General features: G+C 62.7%; 20 protein-coding genes. 11 read left to right on the top strand and 9 right to left on the bottom strand.

The annotated features are described in order from the left end of the window. Positions 1–638 (bottom strand): crotonase/enoyl-CoA hydratase family protein (locus ACTG4J_RS07475; RefSeq protein WP_439138375.1); only part of this gene is annotated, 638 nt, incomplete at its 3' end. A 104-nt stretch (positions 639–742) separates the two neighbouring features. On the opposite strand from ACTG4J_RS07475, the gene ACTG4J_RS07470 reads away from it, so the two are divergent. Beyond that, positions 743–1630 (top strand): amidohydrolase family protein, encoded by an 888-nt coding sequence (locus ACTG4J_RS07470; protein ID WP_439138373.1) that lies wholly within the window; start codon positions 743–745, stop codon positions 1628–1630. Positions 1631–1637: 7 nt separating this feature from the next. Next, entirely contained in the window at positions 1638–3146 is a 1509-nt protein-coding gene (locus tag ACTG4J_RS07465) for an acyl-CoA dehydrogenase family protein (protein WP_439138372.1), read from the top strand. Here the strand turns inward: ACTG4J_RS07465 and ACTG4J_RS07460 are convergent. Further along, a complete protein-coding gene (locus ACTG4J_RS07460; protein ID WP_439138371.1) occupies positions 3143–4819 on the bottom strand; it encodes a XylR N-terminal domain-containing protein in 1677 nt (558 codons plus the stop codon). The two genes, ACTG4J_RS07465 and ACTG4J_RS07460, sit on opposite strands and share 4 nt — an antisense overlap. Positions 4820–5064: 245 nt before the next feature. Between ACTG4J_RS07460 and ACTG4J_RS07455 the strand changes: the two genes are divergently transcribed. The 7 genes from ACTG4J_RS07455 to ACTG4J_RS07425 all read left to right on the top strand — a co-directional run bounded on the left by ACTG4J_RS07455 (position 5065) and on the right by ACTG4J_RS07425 (position 12720). Beyond that, a complete protein-coding gene (locus tag ACTG4J_RS07455) occupies positions 5065–6543 on the top strand; it encodes an aldehyde dehydrogenase family protein (protein ID WP_439138370.1) in 1479 nt (492 codons plus the stop codon). 133 nt (positions 6544–6676) lie between these two features. Continuing rightward, positions 6677–7786 carry an NAD(P)-dependent alcohol dehydrogenase gene (locus tag ACTG4J_RS07450; RefSeq protein WP_439138369.1) on the top strand — a complete coding sequence of 370 codons (1110 nt, stop codon included), beginning with the start codon at positions 6677–6679 and terminating at the stop codon, positions 7784–7786. 85 nt (positions 7787–7871) lie between these two features. Beyond that, positions 7872–9179 carry an ABC transporter substrate-binding protein gene (locus ACTG4J_RS07445; RefSeq protein WP_439138367.1) on the top strand — a complete coding sequence of 436 codons (1308 nt, stop codon included), beginning with the start codon at positions 7872–7874 and terminating at the stop codon, positions 9177–9179. 80 nt (positions 9180–9259) lie between these two features. Beyond that, positions 9260–10036: an ABC transporter ATP-binding protein gene (locus ACTG4J_RS07440; protein ID WP_439138365.1), complete on the top strand. Its 777-nt coding sequence runs from the start codon at positions 9260–9262 to the stop codon at positions 10034–10036. Then, the gene (locus tag ACTG4J_RS07435) at positions 10033–10758 is read left to right on the top strand and encodes an ABC transporter ATP-binding protein (protein WP_439138364.1); all 726 of its coding nucleotides are present in this window, start codon (positions 10033–10035) and stop codon (positions 10756–10758) included. The genes ACTG4J_RS07440 and ACTG4J_RS07435 overlap by 4 nt, the downstream gene beginning before the upstream one ends. A 4-nt stretch (positions 10759–10762) precedes the next feature. After that, positions 10763–11725 carry a branched-chain amino acid ABC transporter permease gene (locus ACTG4J_RS07430; protein WP_439138362.1) on the top strand — a complete coding sequence of 321 codons (963 nt, stop codon included), beginning with the start codon at positions 10763–10765 and terminating at the stop codon, positions 11723–11725. Further along, a complete protein-coding gene (locus ACTG4J_RS07425) occupies positions 11722–12720 on the top strand; it encodes a branched-chain amino acid ABC transporter permease (protein WP_439138361.1) in 999 nt (332 codons plus the stop codon). Before ACTG4J_RS07430 ends, ACTG4J_RS07425 begins: the two co-directional genes overlap by 4 nt. A 234-nt stretch (positions 12721–12954) precedes the next feature. Here the strand turns inward: ACTG4J_RS07425 and ACTG4J_RS07420 are convergent, their stop codons facing one another. The 6 genes from ACTG4J_RS07420 to ACTG4J_RS07395 all read right to left on the bottom strand — a co-directional run bounded on the left by ACTG4J_RS07420 (position 12955) and on the right by ACTG4J_RS07395 (position 19078). Further along, a complete protein-coding gene (locus tag ACTG4J_RS07420) occupies positions 12955–13599 on the bottom strand; it encodes an aspartate/glutamate racemase family protein (RefSeq protein ID WP_439138359.1) in 645 nt (214 codons plus the stop codon). After that, entirely contained in the window at positions 13599–14576 is a 978-nt protein-coding gene (locus tag ACTG4J_RS07415) for an ABC transporter ATP-binding protein (RefSeq protein ID WP_439138357.1), read from the bottom strand. Before ACTG4J_RS07415 ends, ACTG4J_RS07420 begins: the two co-directional genes overlap by 1 nt. Further along, on the bottom strand, positions 14573–15556 hold the full coding sequence (locus ACTG4J_RS07410) for an ABC transporter ATP-binding protein (RefSeq protein ID WP_439138355.1): 984 nt from the start codon (positions 15554–15556) through the stop codon (positions 14573–14575). The genes ACTG4J_RS07415 and ACTG4J_RS07410 overlap by 4 nt, the downstream gene beginning before the upstream one ends. Further along, the gene (locus ACTG4J_RS07405; RefSeq protein WP_439138354.1) at positions 15553–16440 is read right to left on the bottom strand and encodes an ABC transporter permease; all 888 of its coding nucleotides are present in this window, start codon (positions 16438–16440) and stop codon (positions 15553–15555) included. Before ACTG4J_RS07405 ends, ACTG4J_RS07410 begins: the two co-directional genes overlap by 4 nt. Positions 16441–16443: 3 nt before the next feature. Then, a complete protein-coding gene (locus ACTG4J_RS07400; protein ID WP_439138352.1) occupies positions 16444–17397 on the bottom strand; it encodes an ABC transporter permease in 954 nt (317 codons plus the stop codon). 70 nt (positions 17398–17467) lie between these two features. After that, the gene (locus ACTG4J_RS07395; protein WP_439138350.1) at positions 17468–19078 is read right to left on the bottom strand and encodes an ABC transporter substrate-binding protein; all 1611 of its coding nucleotides are present in this window, start codon (positions 19076–19078) and stop codon (positions 17468–17470) included. 337 nt (positions 19079–19415) lie between these two features. On the opposite strand from ACTG4J_RS07395, the gene ACTG4J_RS07390 reads away from it, so the two are divergent. After that, positions 19416–20138, top strand: coding sequence for a GntR family transcriptional regulator (locus tag ACTG4J_RS07390; RefSeq protein ID WP_439138349.1), 723 nt, complete (start codon positions 19416–19418; stop codon positions 20136–20138). A 355-nt stretch (positions 20139–20493) separates the two neighbouring features. Here ACTG4J_RS07390 and ACTG4J_RS07385 read toward each other — a convergent pair whose 3' ends face one another. Beyond that, a complete protein-coding gene (locus ACTG4J_RS07385; protein WP_439138347.1) occupies positions 20494–21492 on the bottom strand; it encodes a helix-turn-helix domain-containing protein in 999 nt (332 codons plus the stop codon). 19 nt (positions 21493–21511) lie between these two features. Between ACTG4J_RS07385 and ACTG4J_RS07380 the strand changes: the two genes are divergently transcribed. Further along, the coding region (locus ACTG4J_RS07380; protein ID WP_439138345.1) for an FAD-dependent monooxygenase at positions 21512–22553 on the top strand (1042 nt) is incomplete at its 3' end.

Genomic DNA, 22553 nt, shown 5'->3' with positions numbered 1-22553 from the left:
ATCAGGTAATTCGAGAAGGGCGCGTTATCGGCGATCCTGCGGGCAAGCTGCATGGCCAGATCAAGCCCTTCGCCTTCGGCGACCGCATAATGCGCCAGCCCCAGCGCCAGACCTTCTTCGGCGCCATAGCTGCGCCCGGTCAGCATCATCTCGCGCATGCGGTCCGCCCCCAGAATACGGCCCACCCGCACGGTCGCGCCACCGCCCACGAAGATGCCGCGCCGCCCCTCGGGCAATTGGAACCTGACCGAGGGTTCGGCGATGCGCACATGGGTCGATGTGGCGATTTCAAGTCCGCCGCCGATCACAGCACCCGTCAGCACCGAGATCACCGGCAGGCCGCCAAACTCGATCAACTCCGACACCCGATGCCAGTTGCGCGAATGGTAAAGCCCCGCGATCGGTTCGCGATGCTCATGCTCGGCCAGATCAAGCCCGGAACAGAAATGACCGCCTTCGCCGCGCAGGATGACGGCATTCACGCCCTTGGGCGGGGCTGAAAAGAACGCGTCCAACTCGGCCACCAGCGCGTCATTCATGGCGTTGCGTTTTTCGGGGCGGTTGAAGATGATGGTGGCGATATCGCCCGTGATCTCCGTCCGCGTGGACTGTTGGTCGGGCTTGCTGCGCTCTTGCATGATCATGTCCCCGTCGAATGCCTTGTGGAGTTTTTGTTTTATATAGTAACAGTTATTATGTATAGCGTTTTCTGGATCAAGGCGCATAGGTCAGGAGGATGACGATGGTCGATTTTTCAAAGGTGCAGGCAATCGATTTCCACACCCATGCCGAAGAGCCCTGCAACGCCTGCCGCGACGATGGCTATAATGAGTTTCAATCCGGCATGGCGGCCTATTTCAAGAATCCCGCCGGGGCAGAGGGCATGTTGCCCACCGTGCAAGACACCGCCGCCTATTACCGCGCGCGCAACATCGCGGCCGTGATCTTTCCCGTCGATGGCGAGCGCGAAACCGGGTTTCGGCGCTATTCCAACGAGGAAGTGGCCACGCTTTGCGCGGAAAACGACGATATCTTGATCCCCTTCGCCTCGATCGACCCGGCCAAGGGCAAGGCTGGCGCGCGCGAAGCGCGCCGTTTGGTGCGCGAATTCGGCGTTCGGGGCTTCAAGTTTCACCCCACCATGCAGGGGTTTTTTCCCAATGACCGCAACGCCTGTTACACGCTGCTCGAAGCCATCGAGGAGGAGGGCGCGATCGCGTTGTTCCACACCGGGCAGACAGGCGTTGGCTCGGGCATGCGGGGCGGCATGGGGATGCGGCTGAAATACTCCAACCCGATGCATCTCGACGATGTGGCGGTGGATTTTCCCGACCTCAGGATCGTGATGGCCCACCCCTCCTTCCCTTGGACGGAGGAGGGGCTCTCGGTCGCGCTGCACAAGCCCAATGTCTATTACGACATGTCGGGGTGGTCGCCGAAATACTTCCCCGAGATTTTCATCCGCTACGCCAATTCGATGCTGAAGAAAAAGATGCTGTTCGGTTCCGACTGGCCCGCCATCACGCCCGACCGTTGGCTGGCCGATTTCGCCGATGCCCCCTTCAAGGACGAGGTGCGCCCGTTGATCCTCAAGGAAAATGCCATGCGGCTTTTGGGGGTCACGGGGTAGCTCGGGCATGATCCCTTTCGCCGCCCCGCTCGACGACATTTTCTTCAGCTTGCGCCATGTGGCGGGGTTTGATGACGACATTGCGCGCGATGTTCTGGTCCATTTCGCGCAATTCGCCGAGGAGGTTCTGGCGCCACTGAACGCCTTGGGCGACAGGCAGGGCGCGCGTCTGGTGGATGGTCGCGTGCGCATGCCCGATGGCTTTGACACGGCCTATCGCGCGCTGGCGGATGGCGGTTGGCAAGGGCTGAGCGCGCCCGAGGCTTTTGGCGGTATGGAACAATCTCCGCTGGTCGCGGCCGCCGTGTCGGAAGTGTTCTCGGGCGCCAACCATGCGTTGCAAATGGTGTGTGGCCTTGTGCCGGGTGCGATTGAAACGCTGCGCCGATTTGGCACCCCTGCGCAACAGGCGACGTGGATACCCCGCCTCGCCTCGGGCGCTGTGCTATCGACCATGTGCCTTACCGAGGCGGGCGCGGGCTCGGACCTTGCGCGCATCCGTACGCGCGGGGTGCATGATGGCATGAGCTGGAAGATCATCGGTGAAAAGATATTCATCTCGGGCGGCGATCAGGACATCTCAGAGGGGATCTTGCACCTTGTCCTTGCACGCACGGGCTCCGCCGATCGCGGCACACGAGGCCTGTCGCTATTTGCCTGTCCCGCCGGTCCACAGGTCCGCGTCACGCGGATCGAGGATAAGCTGGGGCTGCACGCCTCGCCGACTTGTGCGATGCTGTTCGATGAAGCGCCTGCCGAATTGATCGGAGACGAGGGGCAGGGGCTGCCTGCCATGTTCACGGTGATGAACCACGCCCGCATCGATGTCGCCTTGCAAGGGGTTGCGCATGCTGCCCGCGCCGCCCAGATCGCGCGCGCACATGCCGAGGGGCGGGTGCAGGGCCGCCACCCGGATGGGGCGGATGCGCGCTTGGTCGAGCATGCCGATGTGCGGCGCATGCTCGACGAACAAGACAGGCTTGCAGTGGGTGCGCGGGGGATGTGCCATGTAGCGCTGGCCGAAATCCAAAGCGGTGCGCGGCCCGCACTGGTCGAATTTCTGACGCCTGTGTGCAAGGTCTTTGGCTCCGAGGCCGGGATCAGAGCCGCCGATATCGGGATTCAGGTCTTGGGTGGCTATGGCTATCTGACCGAATACGGCATCGGCCAGACATGGCGCGATTCCCGTATCACCGCGATCTATGAAGGTGCCAATGGCATACATGCCCGCGCATTGGTGACGCGCGGCCTTGACGGGCCGGGGGCCGATCAGTTTGCTGATCTGATCGCCGCGTTGGCGGGGGATGATGGCGATCTTGCCCAAGCGCGTGCCGATTGGTGCAGCGCGCGCGACCGCCTTTTGTCGTCGGAGGAGCCGGCGGCGGCGGCGCATGGCTTCATGCAAGACACGGGGCGGCTGTTTTTTGCGGCTGTCTGGGCGCGCATCGCGGCGATGGCTGTGCATCATCCCGACCCATCGCGCCTGACACGGCTGAGTCATCTACGTTTGCTCTAGCTGCCCGGCATCAGGTGGAATTTCTTCATCCGATAATCGAGCTTGGCGCGCGTCAGCCCCAGCTTACGCGCCGCTGCCGACACATTCCAATCCGCCTCGATCAGCGCGGTGCGAACCGCCTCGATCTCGATATCCTCGAGCGTTCGTTCGCCATGCACCTCGGCGATGGTCTTGGGACGATCGACCGGTCCGTCCCGTTGCACTCGGCGCGCGACTTGCGGGGCGGTTTCGATCACCGAGAACACATGGGTGATGTCGATCATGCCGCCGGGTTCGGCATAGATCACCCCGCGCGCGATCAGGTTCGACAGCTCCCGCATGTTGCCGGGGTAATCATAGCGCAACAGCATGTCGTAGACCGCGCCTGTCAGCCGATCGACCGGCTTTTTGTGACGCGTCACATGCATTTGCAGGAAATGCTCGATCAATTCCGGCAGATCGTCGCGCCGTTCGCGCAAGGGCGGGATATGGATGGGCAGGACCGAGAGGAAATACTGCAGATCGGCGCGCAGCTTGCCTGTGGTCATCGCCTGTGTCGGATGGATGCCGGTGGCCGCGATGATCCGAAACGGCAGCCGACGCCGCTCCCGATCATGCAACAACAGCGCCAGCCGCGCCTGAAGATCGGGCGCAAGCGCCACGACGTCGTTCAAAAACAGCGTGCCGCCGCGCGCCTGATGCATGAGCCCTGTCTCGCCGAACAAGCTCTCCGCGTCGGCCGCGCCGCTGAAGACCGAGCAATTGACCGGCACAAAGGGCCCCTCGGGCGTGGCGCCGCGAGAATGGAGGAAGCGGGCAAAGTGTTCCTTGCCGGTGCCTGCCTCGCCGATGAGCAGGACGGGCTCCGCAAAGCCCGCCACCTTTTCCACCAGCCGCCGCGCGCGCTGGATCGCGGCCGAGCTGCCCACGATATCACCGGGATTGCGCGGTGACTGGCGCGGCGCAAGGCGTATATCGGCCGGTGGCGTCCAAGGTGCTGATTTCTTGTTTTTCTTTTCGCTCAGGCCAAACAGCTTCAACTCGGGCACATCATCGCCCCAGCTTGCGGCATCCTTGCCGATGACGACACAGCGCTGCGCGCCTTGGCCCACGCATTCCACCTCGCGGAAGATGACCGGAAAGCCCAAGAGCGTCGTCGTATAGCCCGATGGAACCGCCACCTGCATCCAGCACACCGCGCAATCGCAAACCCCGAAAGCGCGCAGATGCTCGGTGCCTTCCACGCTGTCATGCCAGTAGAATTCGCCCAGATATTCTTGTTTCGCGGCGTCGAACTCGAACCGCTTGGTCACGACCTTGGCAAAACCCTTCATCGTGTGCAGCCGCGGACCCGCGGCAAGGGCTGCGGTCAGGTTGTCTTGCTTGAAGCGCTTGATCATCAACTCGGCCAGCTGCACCCCTTGGGTCCAGCCGACACGAAACAATGCGTCTCGCGTCCGATCCATCCCCATTTCCGCGATCATCTCGGCACGCAGCGCGCCCAGCACGCTGGTTTGCATCATGATCATGCGCTCATCGTTGAGCCAGATGCGCCCATCACCCAGCGCGAATTGCAGCGCGCCCGCCAGATCGTTCAAGGTGGGCGGTGCGCCATCATCGAGCAACAGGCTGTCGCCGCGCAGAATCCCCGGCGCGCGACGGGAGGCTTCGGTCAGTGAGATACGGCTGGGCATTTCATAAAAATCTCAAGCATGATCCCCAATTTCATGAAATTATGAAGCAAGATCGCTGATCCACAATCAAAAAATACATACTATATTCAATGTGATGAGATTTTTTCCTCAGTCGCGTGACGTTTTCAGTTTCGAAAAGGGAAGATTGTAATCCTCTTTAACGATCTTAGCGGGGGGTACGCCTGGAGATCGCGGGGGAGCGATCGGCGTGACCTTGCCGCCCGAGCATCGCAGGGAGGATTACGATGGACGGAGCTCAATTTCGCCTTCTCGACACCGCAACCTGGAGCGGCAAGATTTTCACCAGCGGGTGGCGCGAGGCCACGGGCGGCACCGATGATGTGACCGCGCCGGCTGACGGCTCTTTCGTTGCCTCTGTCGGGCGCGCCAGCCCAGCTGATCTGGCCGCCGCCGCCGCAGCAGCCCGCGCCGCCCAGCCCGCATGGGAGGCGACCGCTCCCGACGCGCGCGCGGCCATTCTGAACAAGGCCGCCGATATCCTTCAGGCCCATGCCGAAGAGCTGATCCCGTGGATCATCCGCGAAAGCGGCTCCATTCCGCCCAAGGCCGGGATCGAGATCGAACACAGCGCGGGCTTTTTGCGCGCCGCAGCCGAGGCCGCGCTCGAGCCGCAGACCCAAGTGCTCAAATCCGTCGATGGCCGCGACGCGCAAGAAGAGCTGATCCGCGTGGCGCATGGGGTGGTGGGCGTGATCTCGCCCTTCAACTTCCCGCTGATCTTGTCGATCCGCGCCATCGCTGCGGCCTTGGCGACCGGCAATGCGGTCGTCCACAAGCCTGATCCGCGCACACCGATCAGCGGCGGGATCATGATCGCGCGTGTGTTTGAGGAGGCGGGTCTGCCTGCCGATCTGTTGCACATCGTGCCGGGTGGTGCCGATGTCGGTGCGGCCATGTGCGCCGATCCCAACATCGCCATGGTGTCGTTCACCGGCTCGCCCGAAGTCGGCTCGAAGGTGGGCGAAGCCTGTGGGCGCAACCTCAAGAAGGTGCAACTTGAACTGGGCGGCAAGAACGCGCTGATCGTGCTGGATGACGCCGATCTGGATATCGCCGCCTCCAACGCGGCTTGGGGCACGTGGTTGCATCAGGGGCAGATCTGCATGGCCACGGGCCTGATCCTTGCGCCCGCCGCCAAGGCCGAAAGACTGGCCGAGGCGCTGACCACCAAGGCGCATCACCTGCCTGTCGGCAACCCCGCAACAGACCATTGCGCGCTCGGCCCGCTGATTGCGGAAAGCGAGTGCAAGCGCATCGAGGGCATCATCGCGGATGCGGTTGAAAAAGGCGCCAAGCTGCATGTGGGCGGCACGGCGAAAGGCACGATGTTCCCCGCCACGGTTCTGTCGGGCGTCAAGCCGGGCATGCGGGCGTTTGAGGAAGAGCTGTTCGGCCCCGTCGCCATCGTGGTCTCCTACAAGGATGACGAGCATGCCGTCGAACTGGCCAACATGTCCGAATTCGGGCTGGTGGGGTCGGTCATCGGCAGCGATCTGGCGCGCGCGCGCGCCATCGCGATGCGGCTGCGGGTCGGGCATCTGCACATCAACGACCAGACGGTGACAGCCTCGCCCATCGCGCCCTTTGGCGGGCGCGGCCGGTCGGGCAATGGAAGCCGCATTTCGGGCCCTGCCATTTGGGAAGAATTTACCCAATGGGTCTGGATCACCACCAAGCCCGCGGCGACGCCCTATCCGTTCTGATCGCACGGCCTTTCGCCTTCCTCCCCGGCAGTCGGTGGCAGCCCCTTTGGGGAGTGCCATCGGCGGCGGGCGGACGCGGGCGCGCCTGCGGCCGGTTCCACCCCAGATTCTCTTCGCTTCCGGAGACCAACTCATGTCGATCCAAATTCGCGCCGCAGTGGCACGCCAGCCCGGCGCCGATCTTGCCCTCGAAACCCTGACGCTCGACGCGCCCCGCGCGGGTGAAATTCTTGGGCGCGTCGTGGCGACCGGGGTGTGTCACACCGATCTGGTGGTGATGGCGGGCCATCTGCCCACGCCGATGCCGGTCGTTCTGGGCCATGAGGGCGCGGGCGTGGTGCAGGCGGTGGGGGCCGGTGTGACCAAGGTCAAGCCCGGCGATCACGTGGTGATGACCTTCAACAGCTGCGGTGGCTGCCCGTCCTGCCACGACAACCAGATGTCGTATTGCTACGAATTCTTTCCGCGCAACTTCTTTGCCACCCGCGCCGATGGCTCGGTCGGGCTGTCGGGCGATGGCGGGGCGGTGCATTCCAATTTCTTCGGCCAATCCTCCTTTGCGACCCATGCGCTGGCCCATGAGCGCAACGTGGTGAAGATCGATGTCAGTGCCGATGATCTGGCGCTGATGGGGCCCTTGGCCTGCGGCATCCAGACGGGCGCGGGCACGGTGATGAACGCACTCAAGGTGCAACCGGGCAAAAGTTTCGTTGTCTTCGGCGCGGGGTCCGTGGGCCTGTCGGCGGTGATGGCGGCCAAGGTGCAAGGGGCTAGCACCATCATCGCCGTGGATATGCACGAGAGCCGCCTTGCCATGGCGCGTGAGTTGGGTGCCACCCATGGCATCAATGCGGCATCCGAGGATGTGGTGGGCCAGATCAAGGCGCTGTCGGGCGGCGGGGTGAATTTCGCGCTCGACACCACCGGCCTGCCTTTGGTCATCCGGCAGGCGGTCGATGCCATGGCGCCGCGCGGGCGGGCGGCCATTCTGGGCGCGCCCATGCCCGGCTCGGAGGTGAGCGTGGACAACACCGATTTCATGTCCACCGGCAAGGTCCTGATGGGCGTGGTCGAGGGGGAATCGGATGGCGACACCTTCATCCCGCATCTCGTTAGTCTTTGGAAAGAGGGGAAATTCCCCTTCGACAAGCTGGTGCGCTTCTACCCGTTCGACCAGATCAACACCGCCATTCATGACAGCCATGAAGGCCGCGCCATCAAGCCGATCCTGCGGATGGAATAGGCGCAACCGACGACCGGCCAAGCCGAAACGGCTGGCCAAAGACCGGGCAAGTGGCCCGCGCATTCACCTTAGGGAGGACAACATCGTGACTAGAGATATCTCTGCCAAGGCGCTCTCGCGCCGCTCCTTCAACACCATTCTGGCGGGTGCCGGTGCGACCCTGCTGCTGCCCGCCACCGCGCGGCGCGTCTCGGCGCAAGATGCCGACACCATCCGCATCGGCTGGGTCGGGCCGCGTTCGGGACCCTTGGGCATTTTCGGCGAGGCCGACCAATGGCTGAGCGAAACCTTCACCGCGCGCCATGCAGGCGGGATCGAGATCGGCGGCAAGCGCTACGGCGTCGAGGTGATCTTGGCCGACACGCAATCGGACCCGGTCCGCGCCAGCCAGGAAACCCGCGACCTGATCAATGGGCAAAACCCCGACATCGTCATCGCGTCCTCCACGCCGGAAACCACCAACCCGGTCGCCGATGCCTGCGAGGCGGCGGGCGTGCCCTGCGCCACCACCGTGGCGCCGTGGGAATCGTGGTTCTTCGGGCGCGGCGCAACGCCTGCCAACCCGTTCCGCTGGACCTTCCATTTCAGCTTCGGCGCGGGCGATTTCGCCCCCTTCTACGAGGCGCAGTGGACCACCTTCGAGACCAATCGCAAGGTCGGCATGCTGATGCCCAACGACGCCGATGGCAACGCGATCCGCAACAATCTGATGCCGGCGCTGCAGGCGCGCGGCTTTGAGTGTTTTGACGCCGGCCCCTATGAGAACATGACCTCTGATTTCACCAATCAGATCAATTTCTTCAAGCAAAACGGCTGCGAGATCATCAACGCCTTTCCCTTCCCGCCCGATTTCCCGGTCTTCTGGCGGCAGGCCGCGCAGCAAGGCTTGGCCCAGCAGGTCAAGATCATGCAGATGGCCAAGGCGGGCCTTTTCGCCGCCGAATTGGAGGCGATGGGCGATCTGGGCTATGGGCTGGCCTCGGGGGCCTATTGGCACAAGTTCTTCCCCACCGCTTCGCCCTCGCTTGGCATGACAAGCCTCGAGCTTGCCGATGGGTTCGAGGCCGCCGTGGGCAAGCAATGGACGCAGCAGCCCGGCGCCAATGCGGCGCTCTTCGACGTGGTCTTGGCGGCGCTGACCGCTTCGGGCAATCCCAAGGACAAGGCCGCCGTGGCCGCGGCCTTTGGCGGTTTGACCACCGAAACGGCGGTGGGCACAGTCGATTTCGCCGCTGGTCCGATGCCCGGCGTCGCGGTCACGCCGCTGGTGGGCACGCAGTGGATGCGCTCGGCCGAAGGGCCCTATCCCTTCACGATGGAGATCGTCTCCAACGCCTTGGCGCCGCAAGTGCCGCTGACCGCGAGCTTGCAGCCCTACCGCATCGGTGGCTGATCCGCAATTTCGCGGTTTTGGTGGCGGCGTTCCCCTCGGACGTCGCCACCACATATTTCTTTGACGTTGAGGAGTGCGCCATGATGCACGACCGTCCCGATGCATGCCCGGCCGATCCGGTTTCCCCGTCGGCTCCGATGGCGATCGAGGCCACGGGGCTGGTCAAGCGCTATGGCAGTTTGCGCGCGCTCGATGAGGTCGGTTTTCAGGCGCGGGTGGGCGAGGCGGTGGGCATCGTCGGCCCCAACGGCGCAGGAAAGACCACGCTTTTTGGCGCGCTTGCCGGCAGTTTTCCGGTCAATGCTGGCGACATCCGCAGCGGGGGCAGGGTGATCACCTATGATAGCGCCGAAGCGCGCTCGGCCATGGGCATCGCGCGGACCTATCAGGTGCCGCGCCCCTTTATCGGGATGACGGTGTTCGTGAACGTCTTGGTGGCAGCCCGCGCAGGCGGCGCGCGCTCGGGCGCTGAGGCCGGCGATCACGCGGCCCATGTGCTGGACCGCACAGGGTTGATCGCGCTTGCCAACAAGCCCGCCGGTGCCACCGGTCTACTGGATCGCAAGCGGCTGGAGGTGGCCCGCGCGCTGGCCACCGGCCCAAGCATCATCTTGCTCGACGAGATTGGCGGCGGGCTGACCGAGGCCGAGTTGACACAACTCATCGCGCTGATCGAGGCGCTCAAGGCCGATGGTCTGACCATCGTCTGGATCGAGCATATCCTGCACGCGCTGCTCAAGGTGATCGACCGGCTGGTCTGCATGGCCGAGGGCCGCGTGCTGGCCGAGGGCGATCCGCGCGAGGTGATGCAGGATGCCGCCGTGCGCGGCGCCTATCTGGGGAGCGATCCGGAATGACCTCGCTCCATGTCGAGAATCTGGTTTGCCGCTACGGGCTTCTGACGGCGATCAAGGGCGTCAGCCTGAGCTTGCAGCCGGGCGGCGTCTTGTGCGTCATCGGGGCCAATGGCGCGGGCAAGACCACCTTGATGCGCGCCTTGGCGGGTGCCCATCCGGCGGCCGAGGGGCACATCTTGCTCGGGGGCGTGGATGTCACGGCCTTGTCCACCTATCAGCGGGTGCGCGCAGGCATCGCCATGTCGCCCGAGGGGCGCAGGCTTTTTGCCGAGATGACCGTGCGCGAGAACCTGATCATCGCCGCCGAGAATGGCCGCAAGGGGGAATGGACGCTCGACCGGGTTCTGGACGCATTCCCCCAGCTTGTGCCCCTGATCGACAAGCGCGCAGGCGGGCTTTCGGGCGGTCAGCGTCAGGCCGCGGCGATCGGGCGGGCGCTGTTGGCCAACCCGGATGTGCTTTTGCTCGACGAGGTGTCGCTGGGCCTGTCGCCCGTGGCGGTCGAGGGGGTCTATCTGTCGCTTGCCGCGATCAAGGCCGCACGCGCCATGACCATGGTGGTGGTGGAACAGGATCTGACCCGCGCGCTTGGCTTTGCCGACACGATCCTTTGCATGGCCGAGGGCCGGGTGGAACTTGCCGGTGCGCCGACGGAGTTCACCCGCGCGCAGATCACGGCGGCCTATTTCGGCATCCATGAACCGGAGGTGGCCGATGCTTGACGGGATGCTTCAGGCCCTTGTGCAGGGCGTTTTGCTGGGCGGCTATTACGCCATCATCGCGGCCGGGCTGTCGCTGATGGTGGGAGTGGTGCGCTTCATCAATCTGGCGCATGGCGACATGGCGGTTCTGGGCGCGTTTTTGACCATCACGCTGACCACGGTCGTGGGATTGCCGGTCTTGCTGGCCATCGCCCTGATGCTGCCGGTGATGGCGCTTTTGGGGTGGTTGATGCATGGGCTTTTGTTCGAGCGCGCGATGCGGGGTGGGTTCTTGCTGCCTATCCTTGTGACGATCGGCTTGGGGGCGGCGCTTCAGAACGGGATGTTCGGCATCTGGGGCTCGAACACCCGGTCGCTCGGGGCCGATATCGGCAATCTGGCTTGGGCCAGCTGGCGGTTGCCCGGTGGTATCCTTGTGGGAAAGCTGCCCGCGATCATCTTCCTCATTGCCGTGGTCGTGATCTTGTCCTTGCATGTGATGCTCAAGACCACGCGGCTGGGGCGCGCGATCCGCGCCACGGCCTCTGATCCCGAGGCCGCTGAAATGTGCGGCGTCTCCGCCAAACAGGCCCATCGCGCCGCGACCGCCATCGCCGTGACGTTGGCGGCCCTTGCCGGTGTGCTTTTGGCGATGCGGGGGCAGATCACACCCTATTCGGGACCGGCACAGCTGATCTTTGCCTTCGAGGCTGTGGTGATCGGCGGTATCGGATCGCTGGGCGGCACCTTGATCGGCGGCATCGTTCTGGGTGTGTCTCAAAGTCTGGGTGGTCTGATCTCGCCGCAAGCCTCGCTGCTCAGCGGGCATCTTGTCTTTCTGGCCGTCCTGATCTGGCGGCTGTCGCGCGCTTGGGCGGGCGATCATGGCGGCTGGCGCGCCAGCCTCGGTGCAAGTCTTGAGAAATTCGGTTGGCGCGCGGCGGCGCCTCCGCATGCCCGTGCCCCAAGAACCGGAGAGAAGCCATGACCCCGCGCCGCTTTTCCATCGCGCCCATCCCTGCGGCGGATCGCCTGTTGATCGGTCTTGGGGGGCTGGTGGCGGTGGTGCTGCTGGCGCTGCCGCTCTTCGGCTCTGCCTTGGTTGTCGACAAGCTGACGCTGTTGATGGTCTATGTGATCCTTGCGGTGATGTGGAACCTGCTCGCGGGCTTTGCCGGGCTTGTGTCCGTGGGTCAGCAGGCCTTCATCGGCTTGGGCGGGTATTTCGTGCTGCGTCTGGTGGAAAGCGGCATGCCGCCTTTCCCGGCGCTGGTCGTGGGGGCGGTTTTCGTGCTGGCCGTGGCATGGCCGCTGTCATGGTTCGTGCTGCGCCTGCGCGCCGCGGAATTTGCCGTGGCGATGTGGGTTCTGGCCGAGGCGATCCGCTCCATCGTCATGTTCGACCCGCTGATCCAAGGCGAAACCGGCCGCTCGCTTCTGGCGCTGAACGCCATCGATCCCGAAACCCGGCGTAACACGATCTACCTGATGGCGGTCATAACTGCGGTTGCCTCGATGGTCATCAGCTACGTTTTGCTGCGTGGCCGTCTGGGCGGCGAAAGCCAGGCGATCCGCGATGATGAGGAAGCGGCCGGGTCGGTCGGCGTCAGTACGATGCGGGTCAAGCGCTGGATCTTTCTGATCTCGGCCGTGGGATGCGCCCTGGCGGGGACGCTCTGGCTGGCCAGTGCGATCACCTATCAGCCGCGCACGGCATTCGGGATAAACTGGTCGGTCTTCATGCTCTTCATGGTGTTGGTGGGCGGCTTGGGGAGCTATCTCGGCCCGGTGGTTGGGGCGGTCTTGCTTTTCACGCTTCAAGAGGTCTTCGGCGATTTCGGCGCTTGGTATCTTGCTGGGATCGGTATCGTCGCGATCGTCTTCGCGCTTTATGCGCCGCGCGGGATCATGGGGATGATCGGCGACAAGATGGGGCGCGAGCCCTTGTCGATGCGGAAGATGCTGGCATCGCGGTCACAGTAGCAGCTGCGCTGTTGCAGGTGCGCCAAGCGGTGATCGGGTCTGGCAATGACGATGCGTGATACCGCCAAGCCATGATACCCGATCACACTTGTTCCGGCCATCGGCCGGGCGCGGAACTCACCAGCGGTGTCAGAACGGGTGCGCTGATGCGCCAAAGCGCGCAGCCATGCCAAGCGCCACACTCTTTTGGTGATACGGGCCATGCACAGGCAACGGATCTCGTGTCATCGCTGATCACACAGACATGCCGACGGTCAGCGCCAGCCCGATGGCGGCCCTGAGGGGGTCGATCAGTTTGACGGGGGCGGGCACCGCAAGCCGGGTCGAGATCGCACTCATCGCCGCACAGCCCAGGACAATCGCCGTCGCACCCGAGCTGGCCGCAGCCGCCCCGAGCGACTGGGACAGCGGTTCGATGCTGTGCGCAACTGACAAGACAGGAATGCCCGAGGCGTAGACACCGCCACAGCGCGGCATCAAACCCATTCGTGCGATGTTGTCTTCGATCACGGGAACCGAGCCTTGCGTCGTCGTCACCACTGCAAAGCGGGGGGCCACGAGGCAGGCCGTCAGCATCCCCGCTTCGCCAAGGCCGATCACGGGGCAGGGCAGGCTTGCGCGCAAAGCATCAAGCCCTGTGTCGTCAAAACAGGCGATGATGATCGCATCTGCGCCGCCCTGAACGGCGCCATGCGCCATGTCGAAAAGCCCCGGAAGGCAGGCGATCGCATCTTTCTCGCCTTGGATCGCGGCTGGACCTGTTGCATTGGTCGCCCCGATCACCGCGACGTTAGGGGGAGCAACGGAACCGGCGATGGCGAGCATATCCTGCGTCATGCGCTCGGTGGCGTTTGGGTTCAGGATGGCGATGGTGCGCATCACTGGGCCTGCTGCTCTGCGGCCAGGACGCATCTGGCCCATCGCTCGGGGTTGCGTTTCCAAAGGGGAAGTTCCTCTGCCGTGCAGGCTGGGCGCGCATGGACACAGCGTGGCGCGAAGGAGCAGCCAATGGGCGGGGCATGCAGCGCCGGTGGTGCGCCCGGTATGGCGTTGAGGGCGCTCCCCGGCGCGGCCCCTACGAGATTGGCGGCCAATAGGCCTTGTGAATAGGGATGGCGTGCATCACGGATGATGTCACGCACGCTGCCTGTCTCGACAAAGCTGCCAGCATACATGACCGCCATCTTGTCCGACACTTCGACTGCCACCCCGATGTCATGGGTGACGAAGATGACACCCATGCCCATTTCCTGTTGTAACTGGCGCAAGAGCAGAAGGATTTGAATCTGAACCGTGGCATCCAGCGCGGTTGTCGGTTCATCGGCGAGCAACAGCTTTGGCTTGCACGCCAGCGCCAGCGCGATCATCGCGCGCTGCCGCATGCCGCCGGACATCTCATGGGGGTAGCTCTTGAGGCGGCGCTTGGCCGAGGGGATGCGGACCAGTTCCAACATCTCGAGGGCACGGGCCATGGCATCGGCACGCGTGGCCCCCTCGTGGCGGACCACGGACTCGGCGATTTGCTGGCCGATGGTATAGACGGGATCGAGCGCCAGCGCGGGGTCTTGAAAAATCATGGACACCGTTGCGCCGCGATGATCGGCCAAGGCGCGCCCCTGCAATTTCAGAACATCGTTCCCGTCAAGTTCAACTGTGCCCGAGATATGCGTCTTGTGGGCCGGAAGCAGCCTGAGCAGCGTCTTGAGCATCACGCTCTTGCCCGATCCGCTTTCGCCCAGAACCCCGAGGACTTCGCCGGGATTGAGCTGGAACGAAACGTTGTTGACGGCATGCACGGGGGGCGTCCCGTCGAAGCGAACACTGAGGTTTGAGATTTTCACAAGCGGTTGCGTCATGGCGTGCCTCGGGGTTCGGCTGGACCTTCGAGATAGCAGGCCGTCATATGATGTGGCCCGACCGCGCGGTCCGCGGGCCGCGCCCGAGAACAGTCACCGAACGCGTGGCCGCAACGGGTATGAAACCGACACCCGCTGGGGGGATCTATGGGATTGGGCGGATCGCCGGCCAAGGGTGCCTGCTCGGTGCGCTTGTCGGGGTCGAGTGACGGCATCGCTGCCAGAAGTGCGCGCGTATAAGGGTGAGCGGGTGTCGTATAGAGATCGGCCGTTGGCCCCACCTCGGCCACCTCGCCCAGATACATAACCATGACGCGGTCCGAGATATGGCGCACGACATTGAGGTCATGGCTAATGAAAACATAGGTCAGGTTTCGCTCGCGCCGCAGGTCCATCAACAGGTTGAGCACCTGCGCCTCGACCGATTTGTCGAGTGCAGAGACCGCTTCGTCGAGCACGATGACCTCGGGATTGAAGGCCAGCGCGCGGGCGATGTTGACCCTTTGTCGCTGCCCGCCCGAAATCTCGTGGGAATAGCGCGGACCGAAGCGGGCTGGGTCAAGTCCTACGCGGTCCAAGAGGTCGCAGGCGGTCTTGCGGGCCTGCGCGGCGGATGCGCCATGCACCATGGGCCCGAAGGCGATCGTGTCGAGCATCGTCATGCGCGGGTTCAGCGAGGCGTAGCTGTCCTGAAACACCATCTGCACATGGTTGCGGAACGCCTTCAGCGACAGTTCCGGCCCCACGACCTTGCCGTTGAAGCGCACGGTGCCGGAATTGGGCGCCAGCAGGTAGGTCAACAGGCGCGCGGTCGTGGACTTGCCACAGCCCGACTCTCCGACCACGCCCAAGGTCTCGCCTTTGCTCAGGCTCAGGCTCACATCATCCACCGCCCGCACGACCTTGCGGTTGGCACCCCATCCGCCGACATGGAAATGCTTGACCAGATTATGCGCGGAAAGGATCGGAGCCTGCGTCATTGCTTGATATCCATGGCCGAGCGCAGCCCGTCACTGAGCATGTTGAACGAGATGGAGGTCAAGAAGATCATCACCCCCGGCAGCGCCGCCAACCAAGGTTGCACGTAGATCGCATTGCGCAAGGTGTTGAGCATCAGGCCCCATTCGGCATTCGGTGGGCTGACACCAAGGCCGAGGAACGACAGCCCCGCAGCAAGGATCATCGAGACCGAGATCAGGCTGGTGGCATAGACGAAGATCGGCCCCAGCACATTGCCAAGCACATGCACCCGCACGATGGTGAATGATGATGCGCCACTGGCGCGCGCGGCCTCGATGTATTCGAGTTTGCGCACGGCTGTGGTCACGCTTTCCGCGACCCGCGCAATGGGCGGGATGAAAACGACGGTCAGCGACAATAGCCCGTTCAAGATGCCCGCGCCAAGCGCGCCGGAGATGGCGATGGCCAACAAGACAGATGGAAAGGCATAGAAGACATCCAGCACACGCATCGTGATCGTATTGACCCAGCCACCCAAGAAACCCGCCGCGATCCCGATGGCCGAGCCGATGAAGAACGCGATCAGCACAGGCGTTATGCCCATCAGCAGCGATAGGCGCGCGCCATGGATCAGGCGGCTTAGCATGTCGCGGCCCAACTCGTCGGCGCCAAGCGGATAGCCTTCGGTGCCGATGGGCGACAGGCGCATCAACATCCTGCCGTCCAAGGGGTCGCGCGGCGCAATCCAAGGCGCGAAAACCGCCATGAGAACCAAACCCAAGGCAACCGCTCCAGCGGCCAATGCGATCTTGTCTTTTGCCAATCGGCGCAAGACCGAAGTCCAGTAACCTTGCGGTTTGCGCGCGATGGCCAGCGCCTCGATATCGGTAGCGGTGACGGCCATGGGCTAGCCTCTTTGCAAGCGCGGATCGAGCGCGGTTTGGGCGATGTCCACCAGCAAGTTGAGCACCACGAAGAACATCGCCAACACCAAGATCGTGCCTTGCAACAGCGGCAGATCGCGCTGGAAAATCGCTTGGCCAAGCAGGAACCCGGTGCCGGGCCAAGAGAATACCGTTTCGATCAGGATCGAGCCGCCCAACAGATAGCCCAGCTGCAATCCCATGACCGCCAGCGCCGTGGGGGCGGCGTTCTTGATGATATGTACCAAAATCCCCCGATCCAGCAGTCCCTTGGCGCGCAGCCCGTCGACGAATTCCTGTTGCAAGATATCTGCGACCAGCGCGCGCACGGTGCGCGCAACGATGCCCATGGGAATAACGGACATGGTGACGGCGGGCAGGATCAGATGCTTGATATGCGCCCAATCCCACCCCCATTCGCGCGATCCGCCCGGTCCCGCCCCGGTCGCGGGCAGCCAGCCAAGTTCGACCGAAAAGATGATGACCAGCACCATGCCCAGCCAGTAATGCGGCACCGATACCCCGACCACTGCAATGGCCGAGGCGAGTTTGTCGATCCAGCTGTCACGGAAAAAGCCGGCCACGAAGCCAAACAGGCTTCCCAAGGTGAACCCGATCAGCGTGGCGCTTACAGCAAGGATCAGCGTGTTGCCCACGGCGTTCATCACCTCCGACGTCACGGGCCGGCCTGTGGCGATGGAATTGCCGAGATCGCCCTGCACGGCGCGCGCAAGCCAGCGGAGGAACTGTTCGGGATAGGATCGATCGAAGCCATAGATCGCCATCATCCGTTCTTGCAGCTCGACCGAGGCATCGGGCGGAAGGATCGAGATCAGCGGATCGCCGGGCGAGATATGGACCAACGCAAAACATACCAGCGACACGCCAAGCATGATCGGCAGCGTGTAGATGATGCGCTTGGCAACAAATGAAAGCATTGGCCATTCATCCAGAAAGTGAGGTAAGGACAGGGCGTATTTCCGCCCTGTCCGCTTTGTCGTGGGGCGCTCAGCCCTCGTCGGCGATGGTCATCGGCGCGATATCGATGAACCAGCTGCGCGGCTGCACCACCCCGCCAACGGCAGATGACATGGCACGCGGGCCCACATCATGAGCGATCCAGACGAAGGGTGCCTCTTCGACAACCCGCGCGTGCAACCGCGCAAGCGCCGCATCGCGTTGCGTATCGTCGAACGAGGTCCGCGCGTCGGCGATCAGCGCGTCGAACTCATCATTGCCGAAGTATCCCCAATTATTGGAAACCGGCGGGAAGGTCTGGGTCGACACGAAGCGAACCATGGCAAAGAACGGGTCCATCGTCGCGAAGCTGACGTTGATGGCATCCGCGCCACGCGCGCCCTCCGACAAGGCGCCGCCGCGCCAGTTGTTGAACAGCGTGTTCCATTCGATCACATCGAGCTGCACATCGAAAAAACAATCGGCGAGGTTTTGTTGCACGTATTCGTTCATGGTGACCGGCTGCATCTGGCCAGAGCCGGAGGCCGAGGTCTGCACCGTGACCGTCAACGGGTTGTCTGGGCCAAAACCCGCCTCGGCCATCAGCGCGCGCGCCGCGTCGGGATCATAGGTGATCTCGAACGACGGATTGCCCCACCATGGATGATCGGGGCCCACGGTGCCTTGGGGCACGCCCATGTAGCCCCCAAGCAGAACCCGCAACTCTTCGCGATTGACGCAAAGGTTTGCGGCATGGCGCACGCGGCGGTCGAGCCAAGGCGAGCCTTCCACGAACGACAGCTGCCATGGCCACACATGGGGCTGCGGGTTGGAATAGACGGTGTTACCCTCGCTGAGGATACGCGGGATCGCATCGGGGGCAGGTGCCTCGATCCAGTCGACCTGTCCCGACAAGAGCGCCGCCGTCCGCGCATTGGCATCGGGCAGCGGAACGAGGACCACACGATCAATCGTGGGCGTGCGCGCTGGGTCCCAGTAGTTGGGGTTGCGCACCATCTCGAACCGCTCGCGCGGGACAAGGGTTTCGCCCATGAACGGCCCGGTGCCGGAAGGATCGGCCGCAAAAGCCGTCCAGGCCGCCGCTGCGCGTTCGGTCGGGTTAGTGATGCCGGCGTCCACGGCGTCGAAAAGCGCCTGCCAATGGGTTGGCGATGCCATGAACAGCATCGTCATGTTCAGCGGCAGAAAGGCATCGGGCTGCGAGGTCACGAGTTCGACGGTGTAGTCGTCGATCACGCTGGCCGAACGCAAGGTTGGCATGCGCGATGCCGTTGCACCGACCTGATCGGGGGCGAAATGCGGGGCGGTGTCGTCCAGCACCTTCTGGACGTTCCAAACCACGGCCTCGGCCGTGAACGGCGTGCCGTCATGAAAGGTCACGCCCTCGCGCAGCGTGAAGGTCCAGCGGGTCTGATCATCGGGGTTGACGGCCCAATTGGTAGCCAGCCCGGGGATCACGACGCTTGCCTCTGTTTCCGAGGAAAGGTCCCAATGGGTCAATGCGTCATACATCGGAATTCCGGTGAAGCGATTGCCCTCGAAGCCTTGATCGGGCTGCCCGCTGGTGCGCGGGATATCTGCCGCGGTCATGCCGATGGTCAAGACGCTCTCGGCCCAGCTTGCCACCGGGGTCGATATCATGGCTGCAACCGCAAATGCGGCAGTCGTGGTAAGTAAAGATCGGGTCATGCGATGTTCCTCGCCATACGTGTGTGTCTCCATGGAGGATGACGCTAGTGGATCGGTGAGGAAGCCAAATAGTAAACAAAGATTGTATACCAAAATTTGCAAATATTGTGTTCAAATGATCACGGGTTGTGCATCCATCTCTTGTATTGTTCAAAAAACGAGCAAGAAATGGATCGCTTCGGACCGATGGTTGCTGTTTAGTCTCTGCGCGGTGCGAGTCTCTTGGTCCGCGATGGGCTTGGAAGGTTTTGATATTGTATACGACAACCTTATCAGCCTAATATATTTCATGGATGATTTTCGCGCCCACGACCCCTCCAGTTTACGCAAGACCGCATGGGACAACCCCGTGTTCATCGGTTTGGAGCAGGCCATTCACGAACAAAGGCTCCCGCCCGGAACCCGTCTTGCAGAAGGCGAGTTGAGCGAGATCTACGGCGTCTCGCGCACGATCGTGCGCAGCGCGCTACAGGCCTTGGCGCATTCGCATCTGGTCTCGATCCAGCCCAACCGTGGCGCGCGGGTGGCACAGCCATCACCCCAAGAAGCGCGCGAGGTCTTCGAGGCGCGCGAATTGATCGAGGCGCGGGTTGCCCGTGAAGCCGCGCGCAATGCAAGCAAAGCCGATATCGCGCGATTGCGGCTGCATTCTGACCGCGAGCATGAGGCATTGGAGGGGGCAGACCACGGGCGCGCGCTGCAGTTATCGGGCATGTTCCATATCGAAATTGCAAAAATCTCGGGGCAAAGCACGTTGCTTGCCTTTGTCGAGCAGCTTGTGGCCCGGTCGGCCTTGATCATCGCGCTTTATTCACGCCGTGATCGTATTCGCTGTGATAGCGGCTCCCATACCCGGTTGATCGACGCCTTGGCGGCGCATGATCCCGGAGAGGCCGAAATGCTCATGCGGTCTCATCTGATGGATATTCACAGCAATCTCTTCTTCGAAGAGGATCGGCGCAAAGACAGTGCGTTGCGTGAAATGCTTACGCAGGGCGTGATCGGCCGATAATCATCGCCCGCGCGATCAGACCGTGCTGCGCGCAATGATGCTGCGGGGAGGGTGGTGATCCAGTCGCCCCCGGCGCGGCTTGGCGGCCAACCTTCGGCGTTTCGTTGGATCAAGGATATCAGCCGGCGGTGTGCCATCAACCATGCGCGCCGTGTGTTCGGCACCCAGACGGTCGCATTGGCGGGCTCGTATTCGAAGAAATCCCTAAGATAATCCGAGAAATGCGCAGGCATCGCGCCGCATTACCCGAACACCGTCACTTGCCCGTCGCTCGACACGATTGGCTGGCCGCGTAGACGGCACGGGCCCATGGTTTGCGCAACGGGTCCATCCGTCATGGGGCGCACCCGTTCGGTCAGTTGCGGCTGGCGTTTCGAAACTCTCGCGGGGTTTGCCCGACTTGAGCCCTGAATGTTCGAGAAAAATATGACGGACTTGAAAAGCCAAGATCGAAGGCGATGTCCGAGATGGGCATATCGGTGAATGCAAGGGCGCGCTTGGCATTCAAGAGTGTTCTGTCCGCCAGAATATCGCCAGCGGTTCGTCCGGTTATGACCTTGACGGTGCGCGATAGGTGGGTCGCGGTCACCGACAGCATTTTTGCATAGTCGGACACGCCCAGTTCCGCTTCGCCGCGTTGTTCGATCAGGTCTTGAAACCGATTGACGAGGCTTTGTTTTCTGTCGGTGTATCCGGGGTGCCGGGGGCCGTTCGTGGCGATCCCGCGATTCACGGTGACGAGTAGCAGACGGAAAAGGCTTTCAAGGGCGAAATTACTGTCCTCCCCGTTCATGCGATGCTCGGCTTCGATCGAGGTCGCGATGTCCAGGATCGGTGAAAGATCCCAAGTGATGTTTCGCCCCTCCAGAACTTGCGGGCTGTCGATCCATTGTTCCAGCCAACTTACGCCGCCGACGATCCGTTTGACATCGACCGATGGCACCGTGATCACCCAAGCCTTCAGCCCGATTTCATATTCGAATCCGTGGGGGATGAGTGCGGGCAACCACACAAGGGCGGGACCGACGATCTCTTGGTGCCTGTGATCCAAGACGCTTTTCACCCGGCCTGTGTCGAACACCAAAAGCTGTGCAAGGCCTTCGTGGTAGTGCTCTTCCACCGACCAGCCGTGAATATGCTGTCGGTCGGCGACCCTTTCACAGTTCAGAAAATCGACATGGGCCGACGGGCCGCCAAGGACATAACGCTCGGTGTCGGGGAATATGCTCACCATCGCACCCGTAAATGTTGAAATAGTGACACTTATTATCACCTGAGTGGCTTGAGGTACAATAAAAGCTGTCTGATACTGATTATCGTAATGTGGGTATATGTCACAAAGACAGGTCCGCATCGCGTCAAAGGGGGGCATTATGGCGCATATTGCGATTGCCGGTGCGGGCATTGGTGGCTTGTCAGCGGCGCTTTGTTTGCATGAGCAAGGTTTCGAAGTCAGAATTTTCGAGGCCGTCGCGGAAATCAAATCGCTCGGCGTTGGCATCAACATCATGCCGCATTCTTCAAAGATTTTGCATGAGTTGGGGCTTGGCGCGAAACTCGATGCGATCGCCATTCGCACGCGCTGCATCGAGTACAGAACCAAGTTCGGTCACGTGATCCAATCAGACCCGCGCAACGTCGAGGCCGGCTTCGAGGCGCCGCAGTCTTCCGTCCATCGCGGCCAGCTGCAATTTCTCTTGCTCGAGGAAGTGAAGAAGCGGTGTGGCGCAGGGGTGGTCGCAGCCGGGCGCGCGGTCCGCGGATATGAGAACCTCGATGCTGGGGTGAGGGTCCAGTTCCTTGATGGCACGAGCGAGCATGCGGATATGCTGATCGGGGCCGAAGGGCTGCGCTCCAGAATTCGCGCCCAGATGCACCCCGATGAGGGACCGCTCAATTACGAGGGGACCATGATGTTTCGTGGCGCGGTCGAGATGGACATGATCGGCGACGGGAAAACCATGGTCATCGCGGGCGATCACAATCTGAAGTTCGTGACCTATCCCATCAGCGAACCGGCCCGAAAGAAGGGGCGCGCATTGACCAATTGGGTTGCCGAACTGCGCCACAGCTCCCCCCGTCACATCGAAGACGCGGATTGGGGCAGGGGGGCGACACTCGATTATATCACGCCTTTCAAGGACTTTCGAATGTCGGATATGGATCTGGTCGCGATCATGGAAAAGACGGAGACCGTGACGGAATATCCGATGATCGACAGGGATCCCTTGCCGTTCTGGACGGATGGGGCTGTTGCCTTGCTTGGGGACGCGGCGCATCCGATGTACCCGATCGGCGCGAACGGTGCCAGCCAGGCGATCCAGGATGCGCGGGTCTTGGCGACATGTCTGGCCCAAGAACCGACCCCGCAAGGGCTGCAAGCCTACGAAGACATCCGTCGCCCGATCGCGACCA

Source organism: Roseicyclus sp. (genome assembly GCF_965662675.1).
Classification (GTDB): Bacteria; Pseudomonadota; Alphaproteobacteria; order Rhodobacterales; family Rhodobacteraceae; genus Roseicyclus.
This window is presented reverse-complemented; position numbering and strand designations above follow the sequence as displayed.